General features: G+C 48.9%; 15 protein-coding genes. All 15 read right to left on the minus strand.

The features are described from left to right. Window positions 1–229: 229 nt before the first annotated feature. Window positions 230–1,015 carry a glycoside hydrolase family 73 protein gene (locus BJP58_RS14620; RefSeq protein ID WP_194544479.1) on the minus strand — a complete coding sequence of 262 codons (786 nt, stop codon included), beginning with the start codon at window positions 1,013–1,015 and terminating at the stop codon, window positions 230–232. Beyond that, the gene (locus BJP58_RS14625) at window positions 1,002–1,454 is read right to left on the minus strand and encodes a phage holin family protein (protein WP_098748788.1); all 453 of its coding nucleotides are present in this window, start codon (window positions 1,452–1,454) and stop codon (window positions 1,002–1,004) included. Before BJP58_RS14625 ends, BJP58_RS14620 begins: the two co-directional genes overlap by 14 nt. 516 nt (window positions 1,455–1,970) lie before the next feature. Next, a complete protein-coding gene (locus BJP58_RS14630; protein ID WP_194544480.1) occupies window positions 1,971–4,898 on the minus strand; it encodes a hypothetical protein in 2,928 nt (975 codons plus the stop codon). Continuing rightward, window positions 4,899–5,444, minus strand: coding sequence for a YmfQ family protein (locus BJP58_RS14635; RefSeq protein ID WP_194544481.1), 546 nt, complete (start codon window positions 5,442–5,444; stop codon window positions 4,899–4,901). Next, the gene (locus tag BJP58_RS14640; RefSeq protein ID WP_194544482.1) at window positions 5,441–6,499 is read right to left on the minus strand and encodes a baseplate J/gp47 family protein; all 1,059 of its coding nucleotides are present in this window, start codon (window positions 6,497–6,499) and stop codon (window positions 5,441–5,443) included. The genes BJP58_RS14635 and BJP58_RS14640 overlap by 4 nt, the downstream gene beginning before the upstream one ends. Then, complete coding sequence (locus BJP58_RS14645; RefSeq protein WP_194544483.1) at window positions 6,492–6,905, minus strand: DUF2634 domain-containing protein; 414 nt, start codon at window positions 6,903–6,905, stop codon at window positions 6,492–6,494. The genes BJP58_RS14640 and BJP58_RS14645 overlap by 8 nt, the downstream gene beginning before the upstream one ends. Next, entirely contained in the window at window positions 6,902–7,198 is a 297-nt protein-coding gene (locus BJP58_RS14650) for a DUF2577 domain-containing protein (RefSeq protein ID WP_194544484.1), read from the minus strand. The genes BJP58_RS14645 and BJP58_RS14650 overlap by 4 nt, the downstream gene beginning before the upstream one ends. Before the next feature lie 6 nt (window positions 7,199–7,204). Further along, window positions 7,205–8,170 carry an XkdQ/YqbQ family protein gene (locus tag BJP58_RS14655; RefSeq protein WP_194544485.1) on the minus strand — a complete coding sequence of 322 codons (966 nt, stop codon included), beginning with the start codon at window positions 8,168–8,170 and terminating at the stop codon, window positions 7,205–7,207. A 12-nt stretch (window positions 8,171–8,182) separates the two neighbouring features. Next, window positions 8,183–8,902 (minus strand): LysM peptidoglycan-binding domain-containing protein, encoded by a 720-nt coding sequence (locus BJP58_RS14660; protein ID WP_194544486.1) that lies wholly within the window; start codon window positions 8,900–8,902, stop codon window positions 8,183–8,185. 1 nt (window position 8,903) lies between these two features. Beyond that, window positions 8,904–10,790, minus strand: a complete 1,887-nt coding sequence (locus tag BJP58_RS14665) for a phage tail family protein (protein WP_194544487.1) — start codon at window positions 10,788–10,790, stop codon at window positions 8,904–8,906. Window positions 10,791–10,983: 193 nt separating this feature from the next. Then, window positions 10,984–11,406 carry a phage tail assembly chaperone gene (locus BJP58_RS14670; protein ID WP_194544488.1) on the minus strand — a complete coding sequence of 141 codons (423 nt, stop codon included), beginning with the start codon at window positions 11,404–11,406 and terminating at the stop codon, window positions 10,984–10,986. Window positions 11,407–11,435: 29 nt separating this feature from the next. Then, window positions 11,436–11,894 (minus strand): phage tail tube protein, encoded by a 459-nt coding sequence (locus tag BJP58_RS14675; protein WP_194544489.1) that lies wholly within the window; start codon window positions 11,892–11,894, stop codon window positions 11,436–11,438. A gap of 1 nt (window position 11,895) precedes the next feature. Then, window positions 11,896–13,215 carry a phage tail sheath family protein gene (locus BJP58_RS14680; RefSeq protein WP_194544490.1) on the minus strand — a complete coding sequence of 440 codons (1,320 nt, stop codon included), beginning with the start codon at window positions 13,213–13,215 and terminating at the stop codon, window positions 11,896–11,898. Next, on the minus strand, window positions 13,216–13,389 hold the full coding sequence (locus BJP58_RS14685) for a hypothetical protein (protein WP_194544491.1): 174 nt from the start codon (window positions 13,387–13,389) through the stop codon (window positions 13,216–13,218). Then, window positions 13,386–13,823 carry a phage tail terminator family protein gene (locus BJP58_RS14690; protein WP_194544492.1) on the minus strand — a complete coding sequence of 146 codons (438 nt, stop codon included), beginning with the start codon at window positions 13,821–13,823 and terminating at the stop codon, window positions 13,386–13,388. Before BJP58_RS14690 ends, BJP58_RS14685 begins: the two co-directional genes overlap by 4 nt. Between the last annotated feature and the right edge of the window lie 37 nt (window positions 13,824–13,860).

Raw genomic sequence — 13,860 nt, forward strand, 5'->3', positions numbered from 1 at the left:
CAAGCATGAAATTCGTCGGAAGGGTAAGGAATGTTCGAATTCACTAATATCAAACGATTCCGGGAAATGAATAACCGAATCTGCTAGTAAAACACTAACTGATATATATATCCCCATACAACAAAAGCTGCCCATACCGCTCTAACGGTTGGGCAGCTTTATTGTTCAAAATAACGCTTCATTATATAGATGTGACCTGAGAGAGCAGCTTGCACGTTATATTCTCGATTCACTTACTTGGTCTATCGAAAAAACCCAAACGGTGCAGCACGGTCATGATTCGATAAAAATCAAAACTGCCCTCAGGATCATGCAATACTTCTGCCTGCTGTGCAGCTTGTACTGCCGGTTCTGCCCAAGCTGGAACTTTAGCCGGTTTCACTGTCTCTACGGCCTTGAGCCTTGTGTTCAACTGCTTCATGGCATTGCTCTGCTCCTCTAACAATTTTATAGCAGAAGCATATTGCTTACTAAGCTGCTGCATCTGTTCTTGTGTTTTTTGCAGCTCGGCCGTCAATTGTTCAATTTTCATGCGTTCCTCCTCCTCTGGATTAAGCAAATCATATTGATGGAGCAAATTCTGCTCCATTAAGGCGATGAGTTTTTTCGGATAATTGGGGTCTGTGGCATAGCCCCCTCTCCAAATCTCCGTCGCCGCCGTTTTATAATCCGCCCACAATACACCATGGTAACGCTGTGGCTTATCTCGCGTGCCGTTTAGGATCAGTTGGGTATGATCGGCAACCGATTCATGCCAGTTGTTGTACTTACGAAACTGGGCTTGGGTCGTATAGGGCGTCTGCCCCCTGTATTCGGTTGTCTGCATGGTGACGCTTCCCGCCGGACCGTTTCCTTTGATGCCAAACAGATTGTTCGCTTTTTGCGTTAGACCGCTCATTCCCCAATTGGATTCCAAAATTGCCTGAGCGAGCGTAAGCGAAGCAGGCACCCCGTACTGGCGCATATCCTGGGTGGCTATAGGTGCCAGCTTGGCTATAAATTCAGAGGGTTTCATCCTTTTTCTCCTCCTTTCGTGCGGTTGGCTTATCCCCTTCTTCGGATTTGATCTGGAATACCTGTACCACATTACGCAGGGACTGGGGGATCGGTACCCCCATTCTTCCCACGTTCTCAATAATAGACAGCAGCTCATTCGCGAGATAGAAGAAGATCACCGTATTCTGAAAATAATTCATCTCTCCCAGCACCCGGTCCACCAGATGCATCAGGGCGATGATGAGAAAAATGGTCATTTTGCGTGCAATTCCAGTATAACCAATACGGCTGCGCAGCTCGCCGTTCATCCAGGCCGCGCCCCATCCGGTCAACCAATCGATCACCACGAACCACAACAACAGATGCAGCGGCAGCGACCATCCGCCCCAGACGTACCCTGTCACGGCCCCCGTCCCCGCCACCAGCATCTTAAACAGCTGACCGATGTGCTCATACATAATACTTCCTCCTTTATAATGGTTTTGAAAAAGCCCTCGGGGAGCCGAGGGCTTGGATTGAAGTTATTACTAGTTGCTTTAAGCAAGAGATAAACCTTTTTAGCATGTACATCACTTCGCCTGCGGATCATGCTTACGATCGCTGTTGCCCCCGGATTTTCCTGAGAACTTATGGATAGGGTTAAAATCCGTGGACAAAGGCGACCGCTTCGCTTCTCCAGCATGATTCCGCCTTCTCCGTTGAAGCTTCTTTTCATGTAAGGCCATTCTAAGCAGCGTTTAGTATGCCTCGCCAGTGATGATTTCATATTCTTCGGAAGTGATCACCCCTTGCTCCGACTGGGAATAAAAAAGGGACGACACTTGAAAAGGTTGATTCAGGGATATAGGGGGCCCCCCTACACCTCTACTCCGTTGGGATCCATCCAGTCAGCCTTACCCTTATAGTATATTCTGTGGACAACGCGACATCTGCACTCTCAACATTGCATAAAATATACATTGTATTACATCGATTTATCCTAAAATAAATTTCCCATCCATGAATATTTTCCATTTACTGTCTGTCGGAGGTGTTGTCCCCGGCTCTAATTCAATAACTAGGGATACTGGACCGGAAGTATCAAAATTATCAGGAATAGTTGTTGTTATAACTCCGCCTGATGTCTCCGTGCTAGCGTACGAGAAATAACATCTTTTATATTCTAGATCGAATTGTAGAGACAATAAATATAGAGTGGGACCTCTAGACCAATAGCCCGGTCCGGATGAGGCTATTATATGCAAAAGACCGTTTTTATCTCTTAAATGCCATTTACAGCCGAGCATCAATGTGCCGCCAGTCACTATCGTAATGTAGGATGCCCCGGCTTGGTCTTTTTGCGTCTTTTTAGGTATAAAAAAGATATTGGATAAACCCGCATCGAATGTATAGATCTTTTCTACTTTTGTCGATCCAGCAGGAACATATGAGTATGGGTACTCAAAAGCAGTAGTAAAACCCTCTACTTCCATCCCTTTGTTAGATCTTACTTTCTCCGCAAGTGTAGCCCAGCTATCGTTGATGGAAGCACCGCCCAAACTGGCGTTAATGGCTTCCACCATAACATTTTTAGCATTAACGCCAGATTGAAAAGCTTTATTCGCTGCCTCTAAAGAGACGGATATAGCGGTCGCATTCTGCTGGACGGCGTCGGTCAGCTCTTGGAGCATGGCCTTTTCGTTAGCTGCGTAGGTTCCGGTGAATGGAACGATAGACGATTTGTCGAGCATTAGGTAGTTGACGGAATAGGCTGCTGATGGATCGTAATTAGAAACTGTTGTATACGCATATCCCATTCCATTGACTAATGATGAATTCGGAGAAGTTCGCAAGATCCATCTGTCGTCTCTCTTCCCATTCATGAAGATAGCCGCTATACGAGCAACCTTATTTGATAGGAATGATAATGTCTGCCCAGTCCCCGAACTGTCATTTATCCGCACGTACCCGTCCGCATAAACAGAAGGATTCGCTCTCTCCCGAGTTACAAACCCCGTTCCAACTTCGATCAGGTTATCGCCTTCGTTAAACGTAAACATGCCCTCGGAAATGATAGGCTCAATCGTTGGCGTTACGAGTTGGTATATGAGTTGGTATGGTTGCCATGCGGTATTTATCGTACGGGTAGTGGGCAATGTTGTTGTCCAAGCCCCGGATTGAACGCCCGTCGAGGAGGTTGGATCTAATTGTACCCATGCTTTTGTTCCAGTTCCATTGTACGGAGGGATTGGAACGGTGTCCCCTTGCTCATATGGAAACATCCTCCAGCCCATAAAATACGCCTTAATCTCGTCAGGCGTCGGCGTGTAGTTGTCGCCCCATCCGCTGTCTGTGTTAGGGATACTTAGCCCAAGGGCAGCACTACCCGTTGTTGTCCAATTAATTGTACTGAATTGGTCAAAATTACCGGGAAGAGTCGGCCCTCCAGCTATTAACGATTTCCCATCGTATTTAATTAGGTATGGAAGGACCCCTATATTTCGGTCTAGAGGCGCTATATAAGAAGTTATACTTTTTGCTCCAGCATAGGATGTGTAGTGTACATACGATATGTTGCCATCAAAAACAACTTTCTTCCACTTTGCCAGCTTGAAATACTGCCCGTCCTTTTCGAACACTTCGTCAGCATTCACACCTGTTAACGGATCGGCGTATAAGTCCGTTTGTAGTACGAGCATGGCGTCTTCGCGTGGTTTGAACGGTTTTGGAGTGGAACCGATATTAAGCATAATATCTTCAACAACATAATCACCAATTTCGGCATTTTCTGGTATTACAATACGAACCTGCATTGTTCTAATATTTGCTGGAGTAGAAAATGTGTCTGTTCCAATACCTGATCCATTGATGGCGGTTCCGGCTATGTCCAGTACCGACCGCCCATTTTCGTCGTACCCCATTACATCAACATACACACCATCATATCTTTCTACACCATTTCGAGATATTTTCGCCTTGAGTGTATAGATAGTATTTGGTATAGCAGAGACGAGATTAGAACTATACTGCACTACCGTTGATCCCGTTGCTTTAATTAAAGCAGAATAGGCTGACATTATGTTTGTAGAACTACCGACAGTACCCTCAAATAGTGAAGGAGTTAAATTCTCCCCGTACCGGATAGCATACGGATTTCGGACAGGCTGAACGCTATCAACGTATGGGTATTTGTCGGCGACCTGTTCCGGTGTCATGCTTGCGAGGTCAGCATATTCCTCGGCCGATACCTCGTATATCCGAGCTGCATCAAAGTAGGCAATGATCGCCGATGATCCCGATCCTTTTAATGCTAAGTCAGCGTTAGACGTGGTATCAGCTGTAGGGCTGTAAAATGCAACAGAAGGTTTAAAGGTTGTCGAAGTTACATTATTACCGATAGCCCCGACTCCGGAAAGATGGATTCTAGCATACTCGGCATTCTCTATCCGTGCATCAACAATAAGAACATATTTTTTGTTAGCGTAGAATTTCACATTAGGAATGAATGCAGCTCCGCTCGAAAATCCTTGCGCAACTGTTACTTTCAGTGCTGTTCCTTGGCTATATTGGCTATTATTAAGTGCAAGTGTTACCTGGTAAGGGGAAATGCCGTTTAAAGAATCACAAGACCCATCCCGCCCCAACAAATTCACCAACGTCCGCCCTTTAATCCCACTTAACTTAAAAGGAGCACTCCGCTCCGAATTCACGATCTGAAGCCCCGGCTGCAGCACGACTTCGCGGCGTTCTTCGGTATCCAGACGCTTTTCCAGTGCACCTATGGCCACACTGCTTTCACCCGCGAACCGATCTACGGCATCTGCGTTCTGATCAATATACTTCTCCAGATCGAAATACGTCGTGGACGGCGAGGTTCGATCAATTTTGTTCAACCCGATATTCGGTGTAACCGGATTCGTCATTTAGGCTCCTCCTCCCAACAATCTGTCTTGTGTTGTTGCTGATATTTCCTCAAACGTCATGCCCTCCACTTCAGCGATGGTGAGATAACGCAGTGCATAATCGACCGCAATATGCGCTGGTTTGATCTCCTCAATGGCTGATTTCAAATCGCTTAAATTCGGCGGGATGCCCAGCGTATCTCTAAAATGAATCGTCACTTTATACTCCGCTGGCTGGACGGATACCTCGATGCTGCCCCGCTCATAGGCTTGCGCCACATTTTTGAGCATGCTGGCAGACACTTTGCCGCTTCCCCGCATCTTCGAGATGATAACCGAACGCCGCTGCTCGATCGGCTTGGAGAGGTTCACCGGAATGTTCAAGTCCTGCTCGAACCGGGATAGCGCCCACGTAGCGGTTTCGGGATAATACTGGTCCAACTGATCCTCCAGTTCCTGCGCCAGCTTGTCAAGCTCTGCCCCTTCGGCTCCGGCAATGGCTTTCATTTCTCGAACATCATGATAAAAGGACGGCAAGTAACCCAGCCAAGCTTCAGCTTTACTCATCGGACCGTCACCGTCCCCAGGACAGCTACCGCCTCCGGTTCGATCGGAATGCTGTCCGTTCCTCCGTTCACGGTCAATACCTCGTAGTCGATGACCGCCGGAATATCCAAAATCACGTTGGCGATCCGGTTATACCGGACCAACGGGTCGGACATAGCCAGGTCTTTAAGATACTGGCGAACACCCTGCTCAATAGCTTCCTGCACACCATCCATTCCGGCTCCATCGAGCAGCGTAACCTGTACTTCAATATTTACTGGCACTTCGGCCGCCCCAACAACGGTGACAACCGAACCGACCGGAGCTGCCCCTTCCCCCATGCCATCCATGGTCGGATCGATATACTGCTGTACCGATTCCACTACAGAAAGCGTAGGCGTTCGCATCTCGTTATCCAGCAGAACCACCTTGACGGTGCCCGGACCATCCCATAACGGAAAAGCCTTGGCCTTGCCAACCCCGGCTTTCTCCCTCGCCCACAGCTCATACTGATTTCGGTTCGCACTGGTCACAGGGCGGGAGATTTTTTCGCGGTATCGGTCATACAACGCTTCATCCGATTCAGTATCTTCGCCAGGTACCCAGAGCTCCATCAGCTCCGCCTTCACCAAGCCTTCTACGTATTCCAGCGGAAGCAGCGAGCCGAATCGACGATTGCCTGCCTTCCCGCTTGTCTCGCATTCCAATACAAAGTGCCCTGCATCCAGTCGGGTGATGACTTTGTAATTCAGCGGATCCAATGAAAAACGGCTCCCCAAAGGAACGTCCACCGGGGCACCGTCATTGCCTGAGAAGTGTCCCAGAAGCTGTGCTTTTGTCGCCTGTTTTCGGGTCAAACCCGACCAGGCAATGCTCCGATCCAAAAATTCACCCGATGCCGTAGCGGCAAATTTCAGGTTCATGGAGTACCCCAATTCCACATACATCTGGGCAAGCTCAGCCGCAGAAGGTGCCAACGCATCGTAGATGATGCTGCCTTCCCTTTTGTCCATGCCGTCCGGAATTCGATCCAGCATCCGCTCCAGAATCGCCTCGTACGTCTGTTCCTCAACCATCCTCCCTCACCTCCTTGGTCATATTGAAAGCCCCATACACGCTTCGGACCGTAAATTCCGCCACGGCCAACTCGCCTGTAAAGGAAATATTCATATCATCCACCGACAACACGCGGTCATCCTGCAGCAGCGCTTCCTTGATATGCCGCTCGATTTCAGCGTAGGCCCACAGTGGGTCGCGGCCAATGACGGAGTCTAGCTCCTGCCCATAGTTGCTGCTGTAGATCAGATGCTCAAATCGGCGAGTCTGAAGGATTTTGACGACAGCCTGTTTAACGGCCTCAAGACCGTCAATATGACCGGATATCATTCCTTCCTTCAGGTTCAAGTCATACGTCAGACTAGGCTGCTCCAGTGTTTCCACAATCTCGCTACCCGGCTCCAGCGTTCCTCCCTGCGGAATCATGACGGCTTCACCAACCGATCCAGCACGAGATACGTTTGGCCGCCCTGGTAACGAATGAGCAGCACCGTATCACCGATCGCCAGCCCTTTTCGAATCACATATTCCGCGCCGCCAATGTTCAGCTTGTACTCGGTCATCGACTCTCCGATAACTAAAAAATCCTCCGTCAGGCTGAACCGCTGATCCACGTTCACCTCCAGAGGATGTGTTGATGTGACTGTACCGTACAGCACCGCCATCGGGTTTGTGCTTCCCACGGCGCTGAGACTGGCTTTTTTGATAATATCCAGCATCCCTGCTTACACCACCTTCATATTCAGCGACATCGTGTGCGTACCGTCCGAGAATTTATGCGTACACTCATCGATGAGATACGGCTTCAAGCCTTCATCAGGCAGATTCACATAGATCGTGTTTCCGGCACGGACCCGCAAATCTCCAATAGCCTCGATCGACAACGTCTGCTGCTCCCTATTCTTCAGCTCCAGCAAGTTCTGCGCTAACTGCTTCAATTGAGCGGGGTTCATGTTCTCGTCAGCAACCTCATACAACTGGAGCAGCCCCCATTGGGCGATATTCTGCCCATGCTGATAAAGATAAACGTCCCGCTTCCCCGTCTGCTTGTTGTCCCGCACGACTTTGACGCGGTTGTACGTCTCGTTGTCGATGCTTTTTTTATATGAAAAATCCGTCATGAGACTGTCTTCTCCCACCGCGAGTTTAAGAAGCATGTCGTTGATATTGGTCAACGTCAGTTCACCATACTGGTCGTAAAACATGTAGTACTGCTTGGTCACGATCAACGTGGAATCCAGGGCCTTGCTGATGATATCAATCAGTTTCTTGTCTGCTTCCAGCATGGCAGGGATGGTATGGCCGGTATCGGCCAGCGTCCCTGTTTTCAGATTAAAATCCTTGGCAATCTTGCGAATAATATCCTCCACCTTGGCATTCGTGAACCGGTAGGTGTCGTTGCTGGACAAGTAGCGCAGCTGGTCATAAGCCATCACCTTGACCTGGGCGTCCATGCCCCACTCCTTGGAAAAAACATAGCCATAAAACAGATCCTTATTATCCTTGCGGAAGCGCACAATGTCGCCGTTTTCCACTTCGAATTCCTTGCTCTGCGCAAGACCATCGTTCACATAGTTGATATCCAGACTTGCCGGTTTTGCCTGACGGCTTGTTTTCCACGTGATGTCGGTTACGATCTGTCCCAGGTCCCACACGCTTCCGTTCTTGCGGTCAATCATCAGTTCAATCATGGCGCCACCTCTTTAGGGAATCTTGAGAACCCGGCCGATGGCCAGCTTCCGGACCTCATGGTCCTTGATTCCGTTCAGTTTTTGGATGTCGGTATGACGGGAACCGCTGCCGAGCAGCTTTTGGGCAATGCTCCACAAGGTGTCGCCTTTGGCAACCGTATAGGAGGTTGGTTTTTTGCGGTCATCCGGTCGGTCTTTCTTCTTCACGGCTGCCGCTTTCTTGTCTTTTACCGGTACAACTTTACGCGCCCCGTAGAACACATAGCGCTTGAGCGTAATCGAGAACTCGATATCTTCCGGTGAACCGGCCATCGTATTCCAGTTGAAGCTTTCGATGGATGCCGCCATGTTGATGCCAAAAGACTTCATCGCCCGAACCACGTTCTTGCCATCCGTACCGCTCAGTGGATCTGGAACGAGGCCCGTCATGACAAAGCGCACAGGTCTGCGGGTCTCCATCCAGCCCTTAATGGTATTTACGTACTCAATCGGAAGCTTCAGCTTCTGGTCAGAACCTAGATGTACAAAGGGATACACTCTCCCCGGGAAAAAACTCTCAAACGAGATCTCCGTCAGCTTCGGATACAGAATCGCATTTACTTCGCCAAGCCCAGCTACCGTATAGGATTTGCCTTCACCGATATCCTTGACGTCAATCTGCTCGGGGTTTACCGGAAATCGGAAAACCTCCTCCTGGTTATTGAAGCTCAGAAAAAATCCATAATCGCTCATGCTACAGATACACCCCCTCCGCACTGGACACAAACTGCTCTTCCAGCGTTCGGTTAATTCTCGACATGATGGTATCCAGATCGGCTCCGGAGTTAATATCTCCTGTTGTCATCTGCACGGTCGGTGTCAGGGTGATCATATTGCTGATTGCATTCACTTCCGCCAAATCGCGCATGACTTTCAGATCCTCACTCGCCACGTCCACCGAGTTATCCACTTTACCAATGGAATCGATGCTGCCCCCTGCAGGGGCTACCGGGATTGGAGCCGTTGGCATAGCGGGCATAGCAGGCATGGACGGGGTCGGGGTAGTTTTCGGAACGGTAACATCGTATCCGGTTTTTCCCGTATTGTACTGTTTTAAAAGATCCTCGTTGTTTTTACCCAGGTTCTTATCCGGCATGAATTTATCCTTAAATGTATCCATGGAGAAATCTTCTATGCCTTTCTGTCCGGTGTCTTTGAAATTCGTAAAGTCTGCCTTATACTCAATCTCGGCGATTTGCTTGGTATCCACACCAAGGACCTTGCCAAAAAAGCCCGCTACCGCGTTAACACCTTTAATGATGCCGTTAATGACGGAAATGACAGTGTTCACCGTGTTTTGCGCCAGGTCGACAATGAAGCCGAATACGTTGCTGAATATTTGCTTAAGGCCCAGTGTCACCACTTTCCAAGCCCCGAACGCGGCCATAGCAGCGATAATTAAAGAAATTAATAGCATAAGAGGATTTGCTTTGATAACCATATTAAATATTCTCATCGCTCCTGCAGCGATGTTCGTAATCGTGGCCATCACGGATTGAGCTGCCGCAAACGCGTAAGCCGATATCCTCCCCATGATCAAACTTGCATTTAACATCGCGAAAAAAACACCCACTAAAGCAATAACAGGAAGCAACCCCATAAATATAGTGATCAGATTCCAAATGGTGTTACCGACTCCCGCGATCGTTGCTTTAATGAATTCCCAGGCTGGAGGGATCATTTGCGCTACCCACAAAAACCCCTCAGCAATTACGGTTAATCCTATGGATATAGCATCAATAAAAGGCTGGAAAGTCCCGTTTTCAAAAGCTGCATTCAACATATCCAGAATTGGCATGATTGCAGCTAATGCGCCACCCCCCATCTGAACAAAAGAATTGTTGACGGATCCCATTAGTTGCTGCCACTTATTTACAGGCGAATCCAGCATGGCATCCATAGCTTCCTGTGTCATCCCTGATTTTTGCAGCAGTTTGTCCATGGATGAAAGAAATGCAGTAAAATTCCCTTTAGATGATATGATTTCTGCATTAAAGCTTTTAATCTGGGAATCAGGAATATTAAAATCTTTAGCTAGAGAGCTGGTATCGCCACGCATCGCACTCATAATCGCCCCTGTTGCATCTTTTGAACTCTTGCCGTCTGTTGATAGTGTGCTCATTCGATCAGCGAAGCCATTTAATTGCGCAATTTGATCTGAGTTTTTAGTCATTGACATGAACGTTAAAGCATTATTTAACGAATCATTAACATCTAACCCGGTTTTCAATGCATTCTGTTTGACGTTCTCGAATATAGCTGAACCTACCTCGGCATCACCAGTCTTAACTTTAAAGAAGTCTTCCGTTACTTGTTCTTTTGCTGCTGGAATAATCGTCATTTTCGCAACAAAATCGGCCGCTTTATATGCGGATTTTAACAATTTAAAAGCATTCCCAAGCTTACTGGCTTTCTTTTCCCCTTGCTCAATCCGTTCATTAAGCTGCTCTTGTTCTGCTGCTGCCTCAGCAATTTGATCAACAGTTTGTTGAAAGCTGTTTTCAAGCTGTAACAACTGATTCACGATCATTTCATTAGCCAAATTATTTAAGCGCATGAGTGCATCCTTTACACTCGCCATTCCTTCACCCCCTTTTCTACAACCTATCTCCGCTTCCGGACTCGCTCGCGCTTCTCCTTCTCCACCCGCATCGAGATCATGGCATAGACGGCGGCCCGTTCCCGGACCGTCATCGCCATGAGCTGATGAGGAAGGATGTGCAGTTCATGGAGGGCGTAGTACGCATAGTTCGCATCACCGTCGCCCTCTTTGATTAGTTTTTTACGTCATCCACCAGTTCGTTCATATCCCGGTCAAAACCGTTCAGGGCTTGCACCCGCTCGCCAAGCGCGGCGAACTCGCCGGGCAGCAGCATTTTGCGGAGCAGGGATTCTGCACCGAGAACGCCGTAGGATTTTTGCAGCTCGCTGTTTTTCAAATCCGGGTAAATGACGCTCGATACCATCAGCTTCGCCATATAGTCATTCGGATCGATTTCCGGCGTGAATACGCCGTTCTTGCCTCTGACCTTTCGGGTAGCTGCTTTTCGGCACTCCTGGTTCTCTTCCTCCGTGATGCTGCGCAGCTTCCAAGGCACAGGACTCCCTTCAGGATCCTTAAAACGAACAGAGACCACGAATTCCTCCGTGATCTCCGCAGACGACTGCCCAGCAAAAAACATACTAAAATCGCTCATATTCCTTCCTCCTCATTCAATGTTGAATATTAGGCCAATGGGTTAAACGGCGTCTCAATCCGCACATTCTCAAACGTGAAGGCCACTTCTTCCTCCAGGGCCTCCGCTTCGGTGTCGAGAGAAGCCATAATCACGCTGTCAAGGTTGACCCCTTCCAGAATCACCGTCTGACGCCCCGTCGACGAACCCGGATCCTCATTGCGCACTTCAATCATGAAGTAGGCGTCTTTGCCGGTTTGGATGTATTCCATCATCAGTTCACGGAACAGCGAAGTCACATAATAAATGGTCATCGTGCCGCTGCCCTTCCAGCCAATGGCTTTATGCTGTACTGCGCGTTGGCCCATCGTTTTCAGCTCGGCTTTTTCCTTCTCCACCGTAGCTTCCAGTGTTTTAATGTAGAACATTTCCTCCATACGCTCGCCAATTTTGACGAATGCCTTGCCCTCTTGCCCCGAAATCGTATCGCTTGCCCGTAAAAATGCCATCTTAGACCACCTTCACTTTCATGTATACTTTTTCAATTGCATCCACTGGCTGTACCTTGATATCCACAAACAGCACATCGCCTTCTGTACCCGGCGTCACCACAATATCTTCGTTCGCATCGAAATTTTGAATAGCCCCGATATTCTGCAAAGATGCAAAATACGCCGCGCATTCCGCCCAAAACAGCGTCCGGCCATCCACATTGTTGTCTACCTTCCCGATGTAGGACTTCTCAAAAATCAGCTTCAGATCATTCGCAATGCCATCCAGCACACGGACCACACGGTTTTTGGAAAAATGGCGCGCTTTGGCCGGCTCAATCGATGTAAAGCTGTTAATATCCTGCTCTACCACGGCTTTGCCGCCGCTGTAGCTGAACAGGAACTCGCCCTTGGTCAGCGCTTCTTCAATCTCTGTATGGCTTAAACGAACATCGGTATCCACCGCTTCATCGTAAGCTGCGTACGTTAGGGATTCGTTAACAGCTGCCGCAGCCGTGGCGCCAGTGACCCAGGCAACTGCCTTGACCTTGTCCACGACGGAGCCGTGAGTGAGAACAACGCCATTTTTCACGGAGATGACGCCTTCATAATCCGCAGCCGGATAGTCAGACAATACAGCTTGAACCTTTTTGCCTTCCTGCTCGCGAAGCCGCTTGACGAATGCGGTATACAGGGACTTGAGGGTTGGGTCCGCAGACAACAGACCTACAGTCTGGAAGTCTTGGACCTCAAGCGCGGCAAGGAAGTCCACATGCTCTTGGTTCGTCACGGTGCCGTTCGCGCCGCCAGTCAGAGCAAATCCTGCCGTGGCCGCCATATCGCCGGTATCTGGTGCGAAGGCTACGTACAGGTTCGGCTGCAGTTCGGCTGCACTAGCTACAAGCTGCTTGTCCACAGCTTTGCCGCTCAGCAGCGTGCTGACCACAAACTTGCCGGGATCATCCACCGCGTTCTCAACAACGATCTGGAGATCGTTGCCGCGTTCGCCGCCGTAAAGTGCAGTTACTTTCAGTCCGGTCACCGAAGCTGCTGCCTGGGTGCCGCTGTTCAAGCGGTACAACAGAAGCGTGCCAGCGCGCTTAAGTACTTCTTTTACAGAGAGCAACTGTGGTGCGGTGATATCATAACCCAGCACCTCAACCAGATTGGTGCCTGGTTTGATCGTCAGAATTTTATGAGGCTCTCCCCACGGAAGGGACAAGCCCAGTGCCGCAATCCCCCTTTCACCTACGCGCCCGATCGGCTGCTCCTGCGATGAGATTTGGGTGTATACGCCTGGTCTTACTTTGTTGAGTGTTGTCCATGTTCCTCCGGCCATTTAGATGACCTCCTTTTTCAAAAATGTGGTTAATTGGTCTTTCGCTTGCTGAATAGTGTACGTCTTGCCCTCTTCGAGAATGGCGCTCAGCACATCCTTCTCGCGATTACTGAATTGATTGGATTGTGCCAACTGTTGCTTGTTGAACGCCGGTGCTGCTTCTTTTTTACTCATTTCAATCCGCCTCCCTGTTTCAATGTTTGCATCTTCATGTCGGTCTCTTCCTGATCCGTTGTCATCTGAATGACATACTCTGCACGAAAATATCCTTCTCCCGCTGCACCATCATTCCCCGTTGGTCGCTCCCACGCCACTGATGAAGCCAGGCAAGGTCGGCCTTCAACTTCAAGGGTGGTTAAGCTCTCCAACATCTCGTCCATGATCGTTGCCACCGGCTTTCCTTCCACTGGCACGTAAGAGATGCGGAAACGAAAACGAGCCGCATATCGATTGGTCGATATCGGCTCGAACTCGGCTAGGGTTTGTTCGGTTAGAAAGTATGGGGCTGGGGGTAGTGGTGCATTGTCTTCTTTAGAGATTAGTGAGATGTCTATAAATTTCGTTTGCAGGACGCTTTTCAGAGAAGTTTGCATTTCATGAACAATCATATCTATTGTTCCTCTCTTTAACTGGATGTCTGCTATG

Origin of the sequence: Paenibacillus sp. JZ16 (assembly GCF_015326965.1) — a bacterium.
Classification (GTDB): domain Bacteria; phylum Bacillota; class Bacilli; order Paenibacillales; family Paenibacillaceae; genus Paenibacillus_AQ.